This is a genomic window from Streptomyces sp. Y7 (assembly GCF_043195415.1).
Lineage (GTDB): Bacteria > Actinomycetota > Actinomycetes > Streptomycetales > Streptomycetaceae > Streptomyces.
The window spans coordinates 212,801-232,223 of sequence record NZ_JBIDDQ010000003.1; the positions used below are offsets into that span (position 1 = coordinate 212,801).

Here is a 19,423-nt window from a genome sequence, read left to right on the forward strand (position 1 = left end):
CTGGGGGCATGAACGACTCCGCACCCCGACGCGTCCGCGTCCGCGCCCCCGAGCTGGTCGGCAAGGGCGGCTGGCTGAACACGGGCGGCCACCCGTACAGCCTCGCCGACCTGCGCGGACGCATCGTCGTCCTGGACTTCTGGACGTTCTGCTGCATCAACTGCCTGCACGTCCTGGACGAGCTCAGGGAGCTGGAGCACAAGCACCGGGACACGGTCGTCGTCGTAGGGGTGCACTCGCCGAAGTTCGTGCACGAGGCCGAGCACGAGGCGGTCGTCGACGCCGTGGAGCGGTACGGCGTCGGGCATCCCGTGCTGGACGACCCCGAGCTCGCCACCTGGAAGCAGTACGCGGTGCGGGCCTGGCCGACGCTCGTCGTGATCGATCCCGAGGGCTATGTCGTCGCGCAGCACGCCGGTGAGGGCCATGTGCACGCCATCGAGCGCCTGGTGACCGAGCTGGAGGCGGAGCACGAGGCGAAGGGCACCCTGCGGCGCGGCGACGGACCGTACGTGGCACCTGAGCCGGAGCCGACGGTGCTGCGTTTTCCGGGCCGGGCGCTGCTTCTGCCGAGCGGGAACTTCCTGGTCAGCGACACCACCCGGCATCAGCTCGTGGAGCTGGAGGCGGACGGGGAGAGCGTCGTCCGGCGGATCGGGGAGGGCGGCCGGGGACTCGCCGACGGCACCTCGCAGCACGCGCGCTTCAACGAGCCGCAGGGTCTCGCGCTGTTGCCGGACGGCTCGGTCGTCGTCGCCGACACGGTGAACCACGCCCTGCGGCGCTTCGACCCGGACAGCGGCCGCACCACCACCCTCGCGGGCACCGGCGACCAGTGGATGCGGGGCGACGCCACCTCCGGCCCCGCGCGCGAGGTCAACCTGTCCTCACCGTGGGACGTGGCCTGGTGGCACGGCAAGGTCTGGATCGCCATGGCCGGCATCCATCAGCTGTGGGTGTACGACCCGGACGCCGGCACCGTCTCCGTCACCGCCGGCACCTCCAACGAGGGTCTCGTCGACGGCCCGGCCGCCGAGGCCTGGTTCGCCCAGCCGTCGGGTCTTGCGGCGACGCCGGAGCGGCTGTGGCTGGCCGACTCGGAGACCTCGGCGCTGCGCTGGGTCGACCGCGACGGCGCCGTCCACACCGCGGTCGGCACCGGCCTCTTCGACTTCGGTCACCGGGACGGTGCCGCCGGACAGGCCCTGCTCCAGCACCCGTTGGGAGTCACGGCCCTGCCCGACGGCTCGGTCGCGGTCAGCGACACCTACAACCACGCCCTGCGCCGCTACGACCCGGCGACCGGCGAGGTCACGACCCTGGCGACGGACCTGAGGGAGCCGTCGCACGCGGTGCTGGCCGGCGACGACATCGTGGTCGTGGAGTCGGCCCGGCACCGGCTGACCCGGCTGCGCCTGCCGGAGGAGGCCGTACGCGTGGAGGCGGTCGCCCACCGCACCCGTCGCGCAACGACCGAAGTCACCCCCGGCAGGCTGCACTTGGACGTGATCTTCGAGGCCCCGGCGGGCCAGAAGCTCGACACCCGGTACGGCCCCTCGACCCGTCTGCTGGTCTCCGCGACGCCGCCCGGGCTGCTGCGAGCCGGGGCGGGCGCGGACACCGGCCTCTCGAGGATCCTCGAACTCGACCCCGAGGTGCCCGAAGGCGTCCTGCACGTCTCGGCGACGGCCGCGTCCTGCGACGACGACCCGGACAACGCCTACCCCGCCTGCCATGTGCACCAGCAGGACTGGGGCGTGCCGGTCCGCCTGGCCGAGACGGGCGCGGACCGCCTCCCGCTGGTGCTCGCCGGGATGGACGCTCAGACGCCGTAGCCGTCGCTGTATCCGTCCCGGCGCGGGTGGTGGTGCGGTTCTTCCCCGACGACCGGGGTCGTCGGGGGCACCACCACGCGCTTGCGCCGGGCGATGCTGCTGAACGTCGTGACGCCGATCAGTCCCACGATCATGAAGATGACGCCGACGAGGTCGAGATTGACGCCCTCCATCTCCCAGTCGGTCGCGAACGTGAGGATGGCTCCCACGGCGATGAGGATGATGCAGCCGCCGAGGCCCATATGTGTCGCCTCCCTGTCCGGTGGTTCCGGTCGGAGGCGAGTACCCCACGTATCCCGAACTACCCCTCCAGGAACGCCACCAGCGAATTGGCCAGCAGCCACGGGTCGTCCGCGCCGCACAACTCCCGCACGCTGTGCATCGAGAGGATCGCCACGCCGATGTCGACGGTCTTGATGCCGTGCCGTGCCGCCGTGATCGGGCCGATGGTGGTGCCGCAGGGCATGGAGTTGTTGGAGACGAAGGACTGGAAGGGGACTTCGGCCTTCTCGCAGGCCGCCGCCCACACCGCCCGGCCCGAACCGTCGGTCGCGTAACGGTTGTTGACGTTGACCTTCAGGATCGGCCCGCCGTTGACGCGCGGGTGGTGCGTCGGGTCGTGGCGCTCGGCGTAGTTGGGGTGGACCGCGTGGCCCGTGTCGGAGGAGAGACAGACGGTGCCCGCGAAGGCGCGCGCCCGGTCCTCGTACGACCCGCCGCGCGCGAACACCGAGCGCTCCAGGACGCTGCCCAGCAACGGGCCGTCCGCGCCGGTGTCGCTCTGCGAGCCGTTCTCCTCGTGGTCGAAGGCGGCGAGCACCGGGATGCAGGGCAGCCCGGCGCCGGAGCCGGCCACCGCGGCGAGCGCCGCCGTACCGGCGTGCACCGACAGCAGGTTGTCCATGCGGGGGCCCGCGACGAGCTCCTTGTCCCGGCCCAGGTACGCGGGCGCCTCGATGGAGTGGACCATCAGGTCCCAGCCCGCGACCTCGCCGGCCGCCAGCCCGGCGGTCTCCTCGAGGAAGGCGATCAGGTCGCCGTCGCGCACCTCGCCGAGGCCCCAGACGGGCTGGAGGTGGCGCTGCTTGTCGAGCTTGAGCCCCTCCGCGGAGACCGAGCGGTCCAGGTGGATGGCGAGCTGGGGGACGCGCAGCAGCGGACGGTCCACGTTCACCAGCCGCGTCGAGCCGTCCCGCAGCGTCAGCCGGCCGGCGAGGCCCAGGTCGCGGTCGAGCCAGGAGTTGAGCAGCGGTCCGCCGTAGATCTCCACGGCCACCTGGCGCCAGCCGTGCCCGCCGGTGTCGGGCAGCGGCTTCACCCGCAGGTTGGGGGAGTCCGTGTGCGCGCCGACGATGCGGAACGGCGTGTGGGGCGCCGCGCCCTCGGGGACGTACCAGGCCACGATCGCGCCACCGCGCAGCACGTACTTGCCACCGCTCGTCGCGTCCCAGGCGTCCGTCTCCGCGACCTGCCTGAATCCGGCCTTTTCCAGCCTTTCGGCGGCGTTCGCCACGGCGTGGTACGGCGACGGGCTCGCCGCCAGGAAGGACATGAGGTCGTCGGTGTGGCCGCGGTCGAAGCGGGGGGGTTCGCTCATGGGTTCACCTTAACGACGTACGAGGGCCCGCTCCCGGAGAAGGGGAGCGGGCCCTCGTAAGGGCGATGTGGAATGTCCGTGAGTGACTGGAACGACTGGCTGGAAAGGGGCGGCGGCACCGCCCCGGTCCGGCTAGAAGGCCGCTTCGTCCAGCTCCATCAGGTCCAGGTCGACACCCTCGGCGAGCTTGCGCGCACCGGTGACGCCCGGCAGGACGTTGGCCGCGAAGAACTTGGCCGCCGCGATCTTGCCCTGGTAGAACGCCTTGTCCTTGGAGGAGGCCGTCCGGAGCTTCTCGGCGGCGATCGCGGCGCCCTTCAGCAGCAGGTAGCCGACGACGACGTCACCGGAGGCCAGCAGCAGGCGGGTGGTGTTGAGCCCGACCTTGTAGATGTTCTTGACGTCCTGCTCGGTGGCCGCGAGGTCGGTCAGCATCAGACCGACGATCGCCTCCAGCTCCACGGCGGCCTTCGCGAGGTGCTCGCGGGCGCCGGCCAGTTCCTCGCCGCCCTCTGCGAGCGCCAGGAACTTCTTGATGTCCTCGGCGAGGGAGTTCAGGGCCGCGCCCTGGTTGCGGACGATCTTCCGGAAGAAGTAGTCCTGGCCCTGGATCGCGGTGGTGCCCTCGTAGAGGGTGTCGATCTTGGCGTCGCGGATGTACTGCTCGATCGGGTACTCCTGGAGGAACCCGGAGCCGCCGAAGGTCTGCAGCGACTGCGCGAGCTGCTCGTAGCCCTTCTCGGAGCCGTAGCCCTTAACGATCGGCAGGAGCAGGTCGTTCAGCGCGTGCTCGGCCTTGGCGTCCTCGCCGGCGGCCTCCTTGACGGCGATCGAGTCCTGGACCGAGGCGGTGTACAGCACCAGGGCGCGCATGCCCTCCGCGTACGCCTTCTGCGTCATCAGCGAGCGGCGCACGTCGGGGTGGTGGGTGATGGTGACCTTGGGCGCGGACTTGTCCATGAAGTTCGCGAGGTCGGGGCCCTGCACGCGCTCCTTGGCGTACTCCAGCGCGTTCAGGTAGCCCGTCGACAGCGTGGAGATCGCCTTCGTGCCGACCATCATGCGGGCGAACTCGATGATGCGGAACATCTGGCGGATGCCGTCGTGCTTGTCGCCGATCAGCCAGCCCTTGGCGGGGTGCCGGTCGCCGAAGGTCATCTCGCAGGTGTTGGAGGCCTTCAGGCCCATCTTGTGCTCGACGTTCGTGGCGTAGACGCCGTTGCGCTCGCCCAGCTCGCCGGTCTCGAAGTCGAAGAGGTACTTCGGGACGAGGAAGAGGGACAGGCCCTTGGTGCCGGGGCCGGCGCCCTCGGGGCGCGCGAGGACGTAGTGGAGGATGTTCTCCTCCATGTCGTGCTCACCGGAGGTGATGAAGCGCTTCACGCCCTCGATGTGCCAGGAGCCGTCCTCCTGCTGGACCGCCTTGGTGCGGCCGGCGCCCACGTCCGAACCCGCGTCGGGCTCGGTGAGGACCATGGTGGAGCCCCAGGTCCGCTCGACGGCGATCTGCGCGATCTTCTTCTGGACGTCGGTGCCCTCGTCGTGGAGGATGCCTGCGAACGCCGGGCCGGAGGTGTACATCCACACGGCCGGGTTCGAGCCGAGGATCAGCTCCGCGTACGACCAGATCAGGGACGGCGGCGCGGTCGTGCCGCCGATGGCCTCGGGCAGGCCGAGACGCCAGTACTCGGAGTCCATGAAGGCCTTGTAGCTCTTCTTGAAGGACGCCGGGACGGGCGCGGTGTTCGTCTCGGGGTCGAAGACCGGCGGGTTGCGGTCGGCGTCGGCGAAGGACTCGGCCAGCTCGTTCTCCGCGAGCCGCGTCAGCTCCTCCAGGATGCTTTTCGCGGTCTCGACGTCCATCTCCTCGAACGGACCCGTGCCGTACAGCTTGTCGCGTCCGAGTACTTCGAAGAGGTTGAACTCGATGTCGCGGAGGTTCGACTTGTAGTGCCCCATGGTGACGACTCCGTAGAGGGATCGGCGAGGCACTTGGATCCTCGCGCTAGTTCACGTACCAACAAGTAGCTACGATGATGCTACCCGCCAGTAATAAGACGCAACCCCGATCCGCGATCTGTGACAGGTCACACCGGAACCGTCAGTGTCGCCGTGTATCCCCGCGCCACACTCCCCTGCATGGCGGCCATCTGCTGGTCGTGGCCGTCGCTGAAGATCCCGTCGCTCTCCAGGGAGAGACCGCTCAGGTTGCCCACGCTCCTCTCGTAGCCGTCCGAGGCGTACACGATGTCGCAGACGTCCTCCGGGAAGGCCAGCTGCGAGGTGTGCGTGATCGAGGTCGCCGCGGTGGCGTCCGCGAGGCTGCCGTACACCTCGAAGTGCAGGTGCGGCCAGCGGCCCGCGTAGCAGCCGGGGAAGACGCTCTTGAACGTGACCTGACCCTGGTCGTCGGTCTCCTGCACGCCGCGCAGGTAGTTCTCCTCGGTGACGCCCTCCGAGTACAGGGAGTAGTTGCCGTCGCGGTCGCAGTGCCAGAGGTAGACGGCCGCGCCCTTCCTCGGCGTCCCGCAGCCGGAGGCGGCGTCCACCACGGTGAGCGTGACGGTCAGGGGCACGCCCTCGGCGGTGCCGCCCGCGGAGTCGCCGAAGCTGCCGGTGATGTCGCTGCGCACGACACCGCTCTCCTTCAGGACGTTCACGCCCCCTGAGCCGTCGCCCGGGAAGGGTCCCGCGGTCTCGTCCGGGATGGTCGCGCACTCGGCGGACGAGGAGGCGGCGGGGTCGCCGGAGCTTTTGGAGGAGGCGCCGGCAGTGGTCCCGTCCTCGGACGTGCAGCCCGCCAGCGGGATCAGGCTCGCCCCCGCCATCAGCCGGATCATGCGGCGGCGGGCGAGGACCGGGAGGTCGTGGGAGAGCCCTCGGTCGTGCTCGTCGGTGTGCTGGTGCATGGCTGTCCCCTTGCCGGTCCGGTGCCGTGCGCGGCACTTCTCGCGTCCCGCCCGACGCTATGAGCGCGCGGGGTGCGAAACCAGCGTGGTGACTGTCGAGTCGCTGTCGAGTCGCTGTCGGTTCGCCGCGGCCCCCCGGTACCGGTCCGCGGCCCGGCCGCGCTCGGTACGCTTGCGCTCATGTATGGATACGGCCAGCCCATGGATGGCGGTGCTGCACAGCAGCAGTACGCCCCGCCGCAGCAGCCCATGGCAGGTGGCGTCGGCGGGTACGGCCAGCAGCCGCCGCTCTATCCCGAGCCGTCCCCGCCCTCGCTCGCGGACGCGGTGCGGGCCTTCACCACCGGGCAGATGTCCGCCGAGGACTTCCAGCAGGTCTTCGCGACGTCGAAGGTCTACTGCCCGCGCGGCGACAACCCGGGTTTCCTCGCCCTGCACAACACCCAGCAGCCGGTGATCCCGATGTTCACCTCGCTGAAGGAGCTGCGCAGGTACGCGGGCAAGGAGTCCAAGTACTTCGTGATCACCGGTTCCGAGGTGATCGACCTGCTGCCGACCGGTTACGGCTTCGTCGTGGACATGGAGGGCGAGCACCGCATGGTCTTCGACGCGAAGGCCGTGGAGCAGATGGTCGAGTTCGCGATGCGCCGGATGTACGGCTGACCTCGGCGGTTCCGCACGACACCTGTGAGCAGGCGGCCCCTGGCCCGGCGTCGTGCCCGAACCGTCGTCCGACCCCCTCCCGGCGGCTCTTCCTGACACACTGAGCCGCCGTCGAAGCACCGGATCCTCGTGATGAAGGCCGGCGCCCGTACCGGGCGCCGGCCTTCGTCGTGCCCGGCGGGAATGGCTGCCGCGCTTTTCCCGTTAGGGGTGGCAAGAAGTTCAATGCTCAACTAAACTGGCCGCACAAGGAGGTACCGACATGCCTGCAGTGACCGTCGAGAACCCGCTGACGCTGCCCCGCGTCGCCGCGCCCGCGGAGGCGGTGGCCCGTCCCGTGCTCGCCGTCACGACCGCACCGAGCGGTTTCGAGGGCGAGGGCTTCCCGGTGCGCCGTGCGTTCGCCGGGATCAACTACCGCCACCTGGACCCGTTCATCATGATGGACCAGATGGGCGAGGTGGAGTACGCGCCGGGCGAGCCCAAGGGAACCCCCTGGCACCCGCACCGCGGCTTCGAGACCGTCACCTACATCATCGACGGGATCTTCGACCACCAGGACTCCAACGGCGGCGGTGGCACCATCACCAACGGTGACACCCAGTGGATGACGGCCGGCTCCGGTCTGCTGCACATCGAAGCCCCGCCGGAGGCGCTGGTCATGTCCGGCGGCCTCTTCCACGGCCTCCAGCTGTGGGTGAACCTCCCGGCCAAGGACAAGATGATGGCGCCGCGCTACCAGGACATCCGCGGCGGCAACGTCCAGCTGCTCACCTCCCCCGACGGCGGCGCGCTGCTGCGTGTCATCGCCGGTGAGCTGGACGGCCACCAGGGTCCCGGTGTCACCCACACCCCGATCACGATGATCCACGCGACCCTCGCCCCGGGCGCGGAGATCACCCTGCCGTGGCGCGAGGACTTCAACGGCCTCGCGTACGTCCTCGCGGGCCGCGGCAGCGTGGGTGCCGAGCGCCGTTCGATCCACACGGGTCAGACGGCGGTCTTCGGAGACGGCGGCTCCCTGACCGTGCGCGCCGACGAGAAGCAGGACTCGCACACCCCGGACCTGGAGGTCGTCCTCCTCGGCGGGCAGCCGATCCGTGAGCCGATGGCCCACTACGGCCCGTTCGTCATGAACACCAAGGACGAACTCATGCAGGCCTTCGAGGACTTCCAGAAGGGCCGGCTCGGCACCGTCCCGGCCGTGCACGGAATGACCGGCGACGGCCCGGCCGAGGGCTGATCCACCCGGGTACGAAAAGGCCCGGCGTCGCACAGCGTGGTGCGGCGCCGGGCCTTTCGTCATCCGCTCGTCACCCGCCCGGCCGCCCGCGCACGACAGCCCCGCCCCGCGCGTGATCCGCTGGAAGGGTGCAGGCCCCGCCCCCGCTGCTCCCCGACCCCGTACGGCGCCTCGCCGCCTGGTGCGTGGTCGTGCTGCTCGTCGCCGGGGTGGTCTACGTCGGGATCCGGCTGGCCGTGGAGTTCAGTACGGCCGTGGTGCCCGTCCTGCTCGCGATGCTGGGGACGGCTCTCCTCGGGCCGCTGCACCGGCGGCTGGTGAAGGCCAAGGTCAACCGGTCGCTCGCCGCCGCGCTGACCTGCGTCGCCGTGGTGGCCGTGGTCGGCGGGGCCGTCTACATCGTCGTCGCCGCGATCGTGGACAGCGGCGACGAGATCGTGGCCTCCCTCAAGCAGGCCGGCCGGGACATCGCGGACCACTTCGGGGCCGCCGGGACCTCGCTGGACGACGTCGCCGCCCATGCCCAGGAGCTGCTCACCAAGTTCGGCGGGACGGCCGCCTCCGGCTTCATCAGCGGGGTCAGCGTCGTGGGCGAGACCATCGCCATCGGCGTGCTCGCGCTGCTGCTGGTCTTCTTCTTCCTGCGGGACTCCGACCGGGCCGCGGGAGCCCTGCGGTCCATGGTTCCGCACGGGAGCGCGGACGTCGTCGAGGCCATGGCCCGGCGCGCGTTCCAGGCCGTGGAGGGGTTCATGCGGGGGACCACCTTCATCGCCTTCATCGACGCCGTCTGTATCACCGTCGGGCTGGTGATCCTCGATGTGCCGGGCGCGATCGGGCTCGGCGCGCTCGTCTTCGTCGGCGCCTACATCCCCTATCTGGGCGCGGTCATCTCGGGGGCCGTGGCCGTGCTCGTCGCCCTCGCGGACCGGGGCTTCGTCATCGCGCTGTGGGTACTGGGGATCGTGCTCGCCGTGCAGGTGCTGGAGGGGCATGTGCTGACGCCGGCGATCCAGAGCCGGACCGTGCAGATGCACCCGGCCGTCGTCATGGTGACGATCACCGCGGGCGCCTCCGTGGCCGGCATCCTCGGCATGCTGCTCGCCGTCCCGCTCACCGCCGCCGCGTTCGGCGTCGCCCATGAGCTGAGGGAGCGTTACGGCAGCTCGACCTCGACCTCGACGTCCACCTCGACCGCGACCGGGCCCGAGCCGCCCCCGGAAGCCTCGGCGCCCTCGGACTCGTAGAGCTCGAACCAGATGCTCTTGCCCTCGCCGCGAGGGTCGACGCCCCACGCCTGGGCCAGCAGCTCGATCAGCATCAGACCCCGCCCGGACGAGGCCAGCTCTCCCGGGCTGCGCCGGTGCGGCAGGTCGTCGCTGGTGTCGGTGACCTCGACGCGCACCCGTCGGTCCCCGGGCTCGCCCCGCACCTCCGCCAGCAGCAGCGCGTCGGCGTCGGTGTGCACGAGGACGTTCGTCAGCGTCTCCGACAGCAGCAGGACCGCCGAGTCGACCTGGTCCTCCCAGGCCCAGTCGTGCAGCAGCTCCCGCAGCTGCTGGCGGGCCACCCCGACCCGCTCCGGCTCGGCCTGCGCGACCGACAGAACGGTGCGCCGGACCGCCGGCCGCAGGGACGCGCCCTCACCTGGGCCGTGGCCGTCCTCCTCCCGGCGCAGCAGCAGGACCGCTATGTCGTCCTCGCGCCGGTCGGCGAGCGGGCCGGTGGTGTGGTGGGAGGACGGCCCGTGGACGGCCTGGACCAGGGCGTCGGCCAGGCCCTCCAGATCACCGTCGTGCTCCTCCAGGATGGTGCGGATGCGCTTCCAGCCGGTCTCCAGGTCGTGGCCGCCGGTCTCGATCAGCCCGTCCGTGCAGATCAGCATGGTCTCGCCGGGTTCCAGGGTGATCCTGGTCGTCGGATAGTCGGCGTCCGGGTCGATGCCCAGCGGCAGACCGCCCGCCGTCGGACGCGCCAGCACCGTGCCGTCGGCCATCCGGATCGCCGGGTCGGGGTGCCCGGCGCGCGCGATGTCCAGCAGGCCGGACGCGGGGTCGACCTCGACGTACAGGCAGGTCGCGAAGCGCAGATCGGACGGGTCCTCGTCGAGGGAGCCGAACGTCATGCCGTGCAGGAACCGGGAGGCCCGGGAGAGGACGGCGTCGGGGCGGTGGCCCTCGGAGGCGTAGGCGCGCAACGCGATACGGAGCTGGCCCATCAGGCCCGCCGCCCGAACGTCATGGCCCTGGACGTCGCCGATGACGAGGGCGAACCGGCCTCCCCCGAACTCCGTGCGGGAGGTGCCGCCGGGCAGCGGGATCATGTCGTACCAGTCGCCGCCGACCTGGAGGCCCCCGCCGGTCGGGACGTAGCGCGCGGCGACCCCCATGCCCGGTATCTCGGGGCCCAGCTTGGGCAGCATCGAGCGCTGGAGGCCGTCCGTCAGCTCCCGTGCGGACTCGGCGGCCTCGGCGCGCGAGAGGGCCTGCGCGAGCATGCGGGCCACCGTCGTCAGCACGGAGCGCTCGTCCGGTGTGAAGGCGACCGGATAGGTGAACGCCGCCATCCAGGCACCCATCGTGCGCCCGGCCACGGTGAGCGGCAGGAACGCCCAGGACTGCCGGTCGAAGTGCGCCGCGAGCGGCCAGGTGACCGGGTAGCGCTCCTTGTACTTCTCGGGCGAGGAGAGATAGACGGCACGGCCGGTGCGGACCACCTCGGCGGCCGGATAGTCCGTGTCCAGGGCCATATGCGTGAAGGGGTCCTCGTCACCGGGCTGATGGCCGTGGTGCCCGATGATCGTCAGACGGTCGCCCGTCACCCCGAACACCGCGAGCCCGTCCGGTGAGAAGCCCGGCATCGACAGACCGGCCGCCACCCGCAGCACCTCGGCCGTCGATCTCGCCTCGGCCAGCGCCCGGCCCGCGTCCAGCAGGAACGCCTCCCGCGAGCGCCGCCAGTCGCCGGTGACCGCCGTACGCCCGGCGGAGGTACCCGGCACCGGTTCGGTGACCTCCTGGAGGGAGCCGGTGACCTCGTACGACCGCTTCTCGCGGTCGTAGGAGGCGTGGAAGCGGCTGCGGCCGACCCGGACGACCCGGCCCCGGTCGTCCATGATCCGCACCCGTGCCTCGCCGAGCGTGCCCTCGGCGACGGCCAGCTGGATCACTCCGCTGATCTCGTTCCAGTCCACCGGATGCAGCCGGGCGCGGACCTGGGCCTGGCTGAGCGTGGCCCGTTCGGAGGGCAGACCGAGCAGCCGTGCGGCCTCCGCGTCGACCGTGACCAGTCCCGTGGCGGTGTTCCAGTGCCACAGTCCGGTCGCTAGGGCGGCCAGAACCTCCCCCACGGCAGGCAGGGGCTCACCAGTGCGCATTGCCCCACTCTAAGAAGAGGTGATCGCACACTGCCACCGAAGCTGTACGGGGCACCCGGTCCCGCGGGCCGGAGGGCACCGCGAAATGGTGGGGAGCCGATCTTGGGGTGCCCGGTAGGCTTGGGGGGAGTTTCACGTGAAACAAAGCCCCTGATTCACGGGAACGAAGCCCCCGATCCGCGAAGACTGGATGAACGACGATGCATCGGTACAGGTCCCACACCTGCGGCGAGCTCCGCTCCTCTGACGTCGGCACCGACGTCCGGCTGAGTGGCTGGCTGCACAATCGGCGCGACCTGGGCGGCATCCTCTTCATCGATCTGCGCGACCACTACGGCATCACGCAGCTCGTGGCCCGCCCGGGCACCCCCGCGTACGAGGCCCTGGACAAGCTGTCCAAGGAGTCCACGGTCCGGATCGACGGCCAGGTCGTCTCCCGCGGCGCGGAGAACATCAACTCCGAACTGCCCACCGGCGAGATCGAGGTCGAGGTCGGCGAGGTCGAGCTGCTCGGCGCCGCCGCCCCGCTCCCCTTCACGATCAACACCGAGGACGGGGTCAACGAGGAGCGGCGCCTGGAGTACCGCTTCCTGGACCTGCGCCGCGAGCGCATGCACAAGAACATCCTGCTGCGCACGTCGGTCATCTCGGCGATCCGCCACAAGATGACGGCGCTGGGCTTCAACGAGATGGCGACGCCGATCCTGTCCGCGACCTCCCCCGAGGGCGCCCGCGACTTCGTCGTCCCCTCCCGTCTGAACCCGGGCAAGTTCTACGCCCTGCCGCAGGCGCCGCAGCAGTTCAAGCAGCTGCTGATGATCTCCGGCTTCGACCGCTACTTCCAGATCGCGCCCTGCTTCCGCGACGAGGACGCGCGCGCCGACCGCTCGCCGGGCGAGTTCTACCAGCTCGACGTCGAGATGAGCTTCGTCGAGCAGGAGGACGTCTTCCAGCCGATCGAGCAGCTGATGACGGAGCTGTTCGAGGAGTTCGGCGGCGGCCGCCACGTCACCTCGCCGTTCCCGCGGATCCCGTTCCGCGAGGCGATGCTGAAGTACGGCTCCGACAAGCCCGACCTGCGGGCCCAGCTGGAGCTCGTCGACATCACGGACATCTTCGAGGGGTCGGAGTTCAAGGCGTTCGCCGGCAAGCACGTGCGCGCGCTGCCGGTGCCGGACGTCTCCGCGCAGCCCCGGAAGTTCTTCGACCAGCTCGGTGACTTCGCCGTCTCGCAGGGTGCCAAGGGCCTGGCCTGGGTCCGCGTGGGCGAGGACGGTTCGCTGTCCGGCCCGATCGCCAAGTTCCTCACCGAGGAGAACGTCGCCGAGCTGACCAAGCGCCTGTCGCTGGCCGCCGGTCACGCGGTGTTCTTCGGCGCCGGTGAGTTCGACGAGGTCTCGAAGATCATGGGCGCGGTCCGCGTGGAGGCCGCCAAGCGCGCCGGGCACTTCGAGGACGGCGTCTTCCGGTTCTGCTGGATCGTCGACTTCCCGATGTACGAGAAGGACGAGGAGACCGGCGCGATCGACTTCTCGCACAACCCGTTCTCCATGCCGCAGGGCGGCCTTGAGGCGCTGGAGACCCAGGACCCGCTGGACATCCTCGGCTGGCAGTACGACATCGTCTGCAACGGCGTCGAGCTGTCCTCCGGCGCGATCCGGAACCACGAGCCGGAGATCATGCTGAAGGCCTTCGAGATCGCGGGCTACGACCGCGAGACCGTCGAGGAGAAGTTCGCCGGCATGCTGCGCGCGTTCCGCTTCGGCGCCCCGCCGCACGGCGGCATCGCGCCGGGCGTCGACCGCATCGTCATGCTGCTGGCCGACGAGCCCAACATCCGCGAGACCATCGCCTTCCCGCTCAACGGCAACGCCCAGGACCTGATGATGGGCGCGCCGACGGAGCTGGAGGAGGCCCGGCTGAAGGAGCTGCACCTCTCGGTGCGCAAGCCGCAGCCGAAGTAGGCGGCATGTCGTGAGGTGGCTCGGAACCGGCGTCGGTTCCGAGCCACTTCTCGTGATGCGGCACATGCTGGGCTCTCACCCAGCCCTTACCTAAGCTCCTGACAGGCGTCGTCCCTAACTTCCCTGCACATGACGGGAAACCAGACGGCCGAAGGGCCGAAACACAAGAAGGACCTCACGCGTCGCAAGGTCGTCGTGGCCGGCGCGGGCGCGGCGGTCGCGGTCGGAGTGGGCGGCACCCTCGCGGCCGGCGCCTTCGCGGGCGAGAAGAGCGCGGAGAGCACCACGGCCACGGCGAGCGGTGCTGCGTCGGAGACCTGCTACAAGCTGACCTCCGAGACCACCGAGGGCCCCTACTACATCGACGCGGACAAGCTCCGCAAGGACATCACCGAGGACCAGGAGGGCATCCCGCTCACCCTCCGCCTGAAGGTGATCGACGCCGAGACGTGCAAGCCCATCAGGAACGCCGCGGTCGACATCTGGCACTGCAACGCGCTGGGCGTGTACTCCGGATACGAGGACATGGGCAGCGGCGGTGGCGGCGGAGGCGGCACCCCGCCGTCCGGCGAGCCGACGGGCGAACCCCCGTCCGGTGAGCCCTCGGGCGCGCCCGGAGGCGGAGGCGGTGTCCACCAGGAGCCGACGGACGACGAGCGCTATCTGCGCGGCACCTGGCGGACGGACCGCGGCGGCTTCGTGGAGTTCAGGACGGTCTTCCCCGGCTGGTACCAGGGCCGGTGCGTCCACATCCACACCAAGGTCCATGTGAGCGGCACCTGGACGGACGCCGGGTACGAGGGCGGCACCACCTGCCACACCGGCCAGTTCTTCTTCGACGAGGAGAGCGTGCTGGCCTCCGCCGAGGTCGAGCCGTACTCCACCAACACGACCACCCGCACCACGCTGGACGAGGACACGATCTACGACCAGAGCGGTACGGCCGGCGGCCTGCTGAAGCTGAAGTACCGCAAGAACGCCATCGCCAAGGGCGTCGTCGCCACGATCACGATGGGCGTCGACCCCGAGGCCACGCACGACGGCACGGACGACGCGGTGCAACCGGGAGCCACGTCGTCGCCGTCGTGACCCCGGACGCGACCGGCGTCAGATCACCCAGAGCAGTCCTTCGCCGCCGAGCCCGGTGCCGTTGCCCTGGGTGAGGTTGACGGAGAACGCGTTGAACACACGGCTTCCCCGGGCGGTGGGCCCCGAGCTGCCGCCCGGGAAGACCCAGACGGCACCGGTGGAGTTGTTCTCGCCGGACGCGCCGACGAACAGCTCGGGCCTGCCGTCCTTGTCGACGTCCCCGGCGGAGACGGTCGTACCGAAGAAGTCGTCGAGTTCGTTGCCGCCGCCGACGCCGGCCGTGTACTGGTTGAAGGCGTAGGAGCCGGCGCCGAGCGCGCCTGTCCTCCGGCCCGGGATGACGGTCACCTCACCGGAGCGGTTCTTGCCGGCGACACCCTCGTAGGGGGTGCCCACGACGATGTCGGCGAGGCCGTCCCGGTTGAGGTCGGCGACGGCGAGGGAGCCGCCGAAGGCGTCGTGCTTCTCGCTGGTGCCGGGGACGCCGGAGGTGTTCTGGGTGAGCTGGGCGGGCTCGGTGTCGTACGCGATGCCGTGGGCCGATCCGTACCAGACCAGCACCCGGCCGCCCAACGCCCCGTCCACACCCGCGACCTGGGGCTCGTCCGGGTCGCCGGCCACGAGGTCGCCGTAGCCGTCGCCGTTGACGTCGCCGGTGGCGGCGATGAGGCCGTTGCCCTGGAGTTCCTCCCCGTAGGAGAACCTGGTGTGCACCAGGCCGCCGGTCAGGTCGCTCTGGCGGGAGGTGACGACGGCCGGGTCGGGCACGGCGTCTCCGTCGAAGTCGCCCAGCGCGACGGACTCCAGGGAGCCGGTGTCCATGTTCAGCGTGCGGGAGCCGAAGCCGCCGGCGCGGGTGAACGGCCCCGCGAAGTGCACGGCCCCGTCGTAGCCGGCGACCGCCACCCGCGTCCTGGTACCCGCTCCGGTGCTGAGCGCGGCGACATCCCGCCCGTAGTAGTGCGGGGAGTTCGACGGCGACGGCAGGTCCGTCCCACTCGTCAGACCGCTGCCGCTGCCCCACAGGACCGTGACCGCGCCGGAGTCCGTCCCCTTCGAGGTGTCCTCGTACGGCGACCCCACCACCAGGTCGGCATACCCGTCCCGGTTCAGGTCGGCCGTGGCGGTGGCGGCACCGAACCGGTCGTACGCCTCGCTCGTGCCCGGGATCCCGGAGGTGTTCTGCGTGAGGGTCTTGCGGCGGGTCGCCGACAGACCGGAGGCCGAGCCGTACAGCACGACGACGGCACCGGCCGCCTCCTTGCCGGAGACGTTCGCGCCCGGCGCGGGAAGCACGGCGTCGCGGAAGCCGTCGCCGTTGAAGTCACCGGGGACGGCCCCGTGCACGGCGGCCGCCGGGACGGCCGGTACCAGCGTCCCCCCGATCAGACCGATGACGACGAACGCGGACGCGCCCCATCTGCCCATGTGAGTCCCTCCACCCCAGGCGCACCCCCTGTGCGCCGACATCACGCGGGAAGTGTAAAGGCGCCCGGTGACATCGGTCTCCGGGCGCCTCGACGAGGATCGATCGCGCTGCTAGGAAAGGGACTTGTAGCCGCTCCAGCCGCTGGCGATCTGGGTCCGCGAGCCGAACGACCCCTTGCCGTCGCCGCTGTTGCGCCACGCGTTGCCGCTGGTGTCGCGGGAGACGATGTCCGGGCGGCCGTCGTCGGTGATGTCGCCGACGCCGACGACGACGTTGTAGTTGCCGCCCCAGTCGGTGAACACCTTCACGCGGGCGGCGAAGGTGCCGTCGCCCTTGCCGTCGTAGCGCCAGAGGGTGTTCGCCGTGTCCTGGGCGAGGAGGTCGGGCCTGCCGTCGTCGGTGATGTCGCCGACGCCGACGATCTTCTTGTAGCCCTTCCAGCTGTCGTAGAGCTTCACCCGGGAGGCGAGCTTGCCGTCGCTGGTGCCCTTGTAGAGGTAGACCGTGCCGGTGGAGGCATGGCGGACGATCAGGTCCGGGCGGCCGTCGCCGCTGACGTCACCCGGTGAGGTGAGCGCGTTGTACTGGGTCCAGCCGCTGCTCGCCAGGGTGGTGTACGACGTCGACGGCTTGACCGCCGCGCCGCAGCCCGGCTTGTACAGCCGCAGGGCGCCGGTGCTGTAGCGCACGAGGACGTCGTTGCAGCGGTCGCCGCTCAGGTCGCCGAAGGGGACGGCCGTGACGGTGGTGGGCCAGCCGGTGCCGGTGTACTTGTCGCCGAACTTGCCGGTGCCGGTGCCGCTGTGGAAGGTCAGGCCGCCGGAGGAGTTCAGGGTGAGCAGGTCACCGCGGCCGTCGGCCCCGTCGGGGCTGACGAAGTCGTGGCGGACTGCCGAGCCCCGCTCCAGATAGCCCTCACCGGACGTCACCGTGACCGGCGATGTGGTGCCGAGGCCCGTCGCCTTCAGCGTCCATGTGAATCCGCCGGTGGGGAAGTACGCCCCGCTCGACGTCTTGCCGTTCCAGGACGCCGACACCATCGCCGGGGTGGCGCCGCCGGTGAGCGTGCGGGTGGCCCTGCCGTTCGCGCCGCTCTGGACCGAGGTGACGGTCAGGGACCAGGAGGTGATGGGCCGGGACAGCAGCCACTCGCCGGTCCAGGGCATCGACGGGCCCGCGTAGCTGGTGGCCTCCGTGCGGAAGGCCGTCACCGCGGACGGGGTGACGCCGGTGGTGGCGAGGTGGGTCTGCTCGAACCTGTCGAACCAGGCGACCAGGCCCGTGTACTCGTCGACCGTCCACCGGTAGCGACGGTCCACGGGGAGCCCGGAGTCGGGCAGACCCGAGGCGACCACGCGCGTCGTGCCGGTGGCCGCGTCCGTCAGGACGAGCCGGTCGGCCTCGTGGTCGTGACGGACGGTGAAGCCGTCGCCGAGCAGCACGTCACCCGGGGCGACCGGCCGGGAGGTCCTGGCCCTGGTGTCGTAGACGCCGGCCGAGGCGGTCCCGCACGTCCAGTACACCCAGCGGCCCGCCGCCTGCAGCTCGCTCGGCACACAGCCCAGGCCCGGGACGTCCACGGTGGCGAGGGTCTTCCTGGTGACCAGGTCGTACGAGGTCAGCCGGCCCGGGGTCGTCGTCGCGCTCCACAGGGTGGAGCCGTTGAGCCCGGCGGCCCGGACCGACCGCTTCAGGATCTGGCTGTACCCGAACTCGCCGACGTACTGCGCGGGCGTCGAGCCACCCGAGTTGTAGATCGCGTAGCCGTCGGAGACGTCGACGATCGCGCCGCCGGTGGTGCCGTAGGACAGCGTGTAGCCGGACCACCCGTCGTGGAGGGAGACCAGCTGGTCCTCGTTCTCCAGACCGGTGCCGCCCTCGTCGCCGTTGTAGAAGGTGTTGAGGAAGACGTCCTCGGGCTCCGCGGTGCTGTTGCCCCACAGCGCGGAGCAGGCGGTGTTCGGGTACGGGCACTTGGTGGAGACCTGGTCGCCCTCGGCGGCGGCGGACGCGGTCAGTGCGGTGCTGCCGTTCGTGGCGATCCCGCGCACGGACGTGGTGTCGCTGTTGGCGTTCCTGGGGTTGTCCTCCGCGACCCGCAGGTTGCCCCGGCTGAGCGCGACGCCGGTCTTGGCGTTCTCGTACGGGGCGACCTTGACCAGCTTCCGCACCTGCGGGGTGCCGTCGGCGCCGAGGCCCACGCGCTGCACCCACCAGTCGGACGCGGTGGTGCCGCCGGTGACGAGGGTGCCGCCGTCGGGAGTGGCCAGCGGGGTGCCGTACGCGGCGGTGAGCAGGGTCTTCGTGGTGCCGGCGGTCAGGGAGACGGCCTTGACGCCGGAGCCGCTGGTGAGGACCGCCCAGTCCCCCACCAGGGTCGGCACGGGCTTGGGGGACACATTGGTCGCCGCGCCGGCCACCGGGACCGTCTCCTCGGCCCCGAGATCGGCGCGCGGCTTGAGGTGCAGACCGCCGGCCTCCGTGTACCAGCCCACCCGGTCGTCGCTGAGGACCGGCTCCGGCAGGGAGTCGAGGCCGGTGAAGACCGGCGTGAACCGCGCGGTGGCGAAGTCCAGGTAGCCGACGGTGTAGGACTGGACCTCGCCGTACTCGTCGTGGACGGGGTGGGTCAGCAGAGCGCCGTTCCGGTCGCCGGTGCGCGCGTTGTTCCACTCCCAGTAGGTGTCGGCCGGATAGCCGGTGACGACGCGGTCACGCTGCTGTCCGTCGACGAGGTCGACGAGGTGCAGGACATGGCCGTCCAGCTGCTCGCCGTCGACGACGCCGTTGTACTCGACGGTGACCGTGGTCTCGCCGTACGTTCCCACCCGGTCGGCCGACTGGCTCAGGTCCACGGTTCGCAGCGGACCGCCGTCCGGGCTCCACAGGTACACCGGGTCGCCGTACGTGCGGTGCGGCAGCGCGACGGTGTCGGCGCCCTGCCCGAACACGCCCGTGGCGCACCGGGTCTGGATGTCGTAGCAACTGGTGGTGGTCGGCGTGTAGAGCCCCGACGTGCCCTCGACGCCGACGGTGGAGCCGTCGTCGTAGTCCGTCCAGAGCAGGCCGGTGACCCCCGCCTGCCGGTGCAGGAAGCCCGTCTCGCCCGCCGCGAGCAGCCGGTCGGTGCGCCGGGTCTCGCTGTTCGGGTCGTCCAGCACGATCTCGGTGGTCGCGGCCGCCGCGGTCGTGGCCGCCTGCGCGCCGGTGTCCTCCGTGCCGGAGAACAGGGTGATCGATCCGGCCGCGACCGCCACGGCCAGCGTGGAGACGAGCGTGCCGCGGCCCGCTCGTCTCGGGGCGTGTCTGCCCACGTGA

Annotated in this window: 13 protein-coding genes; 6 read left to right on the forward strand and 7 right to left on the reverse strand. The window is 70.9% G+C overall.

Annotation, left to right across the window (positions count from 1 at the left end; all coding sequences use genetic code 11):
• The first annotated feature begins 8 nt into the window (after positions 1-8).
• Positions 9-1,835 carry an NHL domain-containing thioredoxin family protein gene (locus ACGFW6_RS12060; RefSeq protein WP_393507309.1) on the forward strand — a complete coding sequence of 609 codons (1,827 nt, stop codon included), beginning with the start codon at positions 9-11 and terminating at the stop codon, positions 1,833-1,835.
• On the opposite strand, the gene ACGFW6_RS12065 is transcribed toward ACGFW6_RS12060, so the two are convergent.
• From ACGFW6_RS12065 to ACGFW6_RS12080, 4 genes are all read right to left on the reverse strand, one after another.
• The gene (locus ACGFW6_RS12065; RefSeq protein WP_393507311.1) at positions 1,823-2,077 is read right to left on the reverse strand and encodes a DUF6458 family protein; all 255 of its coding nucleotides are present in this window, start codon (positions 2,075-2,077) and stop codon (positions 1,823-1,825) included. The two genes, ACGFW6_RS12060 and ACGFW6_RS12065, sit on opposite strands and share 13 nt — an antisense overlap.
• Positions 2,078-2,136: 59 nt before the next feature.
• Positions 2,137-3,432 (reverse strand): M18 family aminopeptidase, encoded by a 1,296-nt coding sequence (locus ACGFW6_RS12070; protein ID WP_393507313.1) that lies wholly within the window; start codon positions 3,430-3,432, stop codon positions 2,137-2,139.
• A 132-nt stretch (positions 3,433-3,564) separates the two neighbouring features.
• Positions 3,565-5,391, reverse strand: a complete 1,827-nt coding sequence (locus tag ACGFW6_RS12075) for an acyl-CoA dehydrogenase (protein WP_393507829.1) — start codon at positions 5,389-5,391, stop codon at positions 3,565-3,567.
• Positions 5,392-5,519: 128 nt separating this feature from the next.
• The gene (locus ACGFW6_RS12080; protein ID WP_393507315.1) at positions 5,520-6,341 is read right to left on the reverse strand and encodes an intradiol ring-cleavage dioxygenase; all 822 of its coding nucleotides are present in this window, start codon (positions 6,339-6,341) and stop codon (positions 5,520-5,522) included.
• A 180-nt stretch (positions 6,342-6,521) separates the two neighbouring features.
• Here ACGFW6_RS12080 and ACGFW6_RS12085 point away from each other — a divergent pair, with 180 nt between their 5' ends.
• The 3 genes from ACGFW6_RS12085 to ACGFW6_RS12095 all read left to right on the forward strand — a co-directional run bounded on the left by ACGFW6_RS12085 (position 6,522) and on the right by ACGFW6_RS12095 (position 9,494).
• Positions 6,522-7,004: an SseB family protein gene (locus ACGFW6_RS12085; RefSeq protein WP_030951249.1), complete on the forward strand. Its 483-nt coding sequence runs from the start codon at positions 6,522-6,524 to the stop codon at positions 7,002-7,004.
• Between the two features lie 262 nt (positions 7,005-7,266).
• The gene (locus ACGFW6_RS12090; protein WP_393507317.1) at positions 7,267-8,247 is read left to right on the forward strand and encodes a pirin family protein; all 981 of its coding nucleotides are present in this window, start codon (positions 7,267-7,269) and stop codon (positions 8,245-8,247) included.
• Between the two features lie 128 nt (positions 8,248-8,375).
• Complete coding sequence (locus ACGFW6_RS12095; RefSeq protein WP_393507318.1) at positions 8,376-9,494, forward strand: AI-2E family transporter; 1,119 nt, start codon at positions 8,376-8,378, stop codon at positions 9,492-9,494.
• Here the strand turns inward: ACGFW6_RS12095 and ACGFW6_RS12100 are convergent.
• On the reverse strand, positions 9,404-11,623 hold the full coding sequence (locus ACGFW6_RS12100; protein WP_393507320.1) for a SpoIIE family protein phosphatase: 2,220 nt from the start codon (positions 11,621-11,623) through the stop codon (positions 9,404-9,406). The two genes, ACGFW6_RS12095 and ACGFW6_RS12100, sit on opposite strands and share 91 nt — an antisense overlap.
• Positions 11,624-11,823: 200 nt before the next feature.
• Here ACGFW6_RS12100 and aspS point away from each other — a divergent pair, with 200 nt between their 5' ends.
• Both aspS and ACGFW6_RS12110 read left to right on the forward strand, forming a co-directional pair.
• Positions 11,824-13,587, forward strand: coding sequence for an aspartate--tRNA ligase (gene aspS, locus ACGFW6_RS12105; RefSeq protein WP_393507322.1), 1,764 nt, complete (start codon positions 11,824-11,826; stop codon positions 13,585-13,587).
• 129 nt (positions 13,588-13,716) lie between these two features.
• Positions 13,717-14,676, forward strand: coding sequence for an intradiol ring-cleavage dioxygenase (locus ACGFW6_RS12110; RefSeq protein ID WP_393507324.1), 960 nt, complete (start codon positions 13,717-13,719; stop codon positions 14,674-14,676).
• An 18-nt stretch (positions 14,677-14,694) separates the two neighbouring features.
• Here ACGFW6_RS12110 and ACGFW6_RS12115 read toward each other — a convergent pair whose 3' ends face one another.
• Positions 14,695-16,104: an FG-GAP repeat protein gene (locus tag ACGFW6_RS12115; RefSeq protein WP_393507326.1), complete on the reverse strand. Its 1,410-nt coding sequence runs from the start codon at positions 16,102-16,104 to the stop codon at positions 14,695-14,697.
• A gap of 111 nt (positions 16,105-16,215) precedes the next feature.
• Positions 16,216-19,419 (reverse strand): FG-GAP repeat domain-containing protein, encoded by a 3,204-nt coding sequence (locus ACGFW6_RS12120; protein ID WP_393507328.1) that lies wholly within the window; start codon positions 19,417-19,419, stop codon positions 16,216-16,218.
• Between the last annotated feature and the right edge of the window lie 4 nt (positions 19,420-19,423).

Coding starts and splice junctions, on each gene's coding strand:
- ACGFW6_RS12060 (WP_393507309.1), top strand. CDS start 9: ATGAACGACTCCGCACCCCGACGCGTCCGCGTCCGCGCCCCCGAGCTG.
- ACGFW6_RS12065 (WP_393507311.1), bottom strand. CDS start 2,077: ATGGGCCTCGGCGGCTGCATCATCCTCATCGCCGTGGGAGCCATCCTC.
- ACGFW6_RS12070 (WP_393507313.1), bottom strand. CDS start 3,432: ATGAGCGAACCCCCCCGCTTCGACCGCGGCCACACCGACGACCTCATG.
- ACGFW6_RS12075 (WP_393507829.1), bottom strand. CDS start 5,391: ATGGGGCACTACAAGTCGAACCTCCGCGACATCGAGTTCAACCTCTTC.
- ACGFW6_RS12080 (WP_393507315.1), bottom strand. CDS start 6,341: ATGCACCAGCACACCGACGAGCACGACCGAGGGCTCTCCCACGACCTC.
- ACGFW6_RS12085 (WP_030951249.1), top strand. CDS start 6,522: ATGTATGGATACGGCCAGCCCATGGATGGCGGTGCTGCACAGCAGCAG.
- ACGFW6_RS12090 (WP_393507317.1), top strand. CDS start 7,267: ATGCCTGCAGTGACCGTCGAGAACCCGCTGACGCTGCCCCGCGTCGCC.
- ACGFW6_RS12100 (WP_393507320.1), bottom strand. CDS start 11,623: ATGCGCACTGGTGAGCCCCTGCCTGCCGTGGGGGAGGTTCTGGCCGCC.
- aspS (WP_393507322.1), top strand. CDS start 11,824: ATGCATCGGTACAGGTCCCACACCTGCGGCGAGCTCCGCTCCTCTGAC.
- ACGFW6_RS12110 (WP_393507324.1), top strand. CDS start 13,717: ATGACGGGAAACCAGACGGCCGAAGGGCCGAAACACAAGAAGGACCTC.
- ACGFW6_RS12115 (WP_393507326.1), bottom strand. CDS start 16,104: ATGGGCAGATGGGGCGCGTCCGCGTTCGTCGTCATCGGTCTGATCGGG.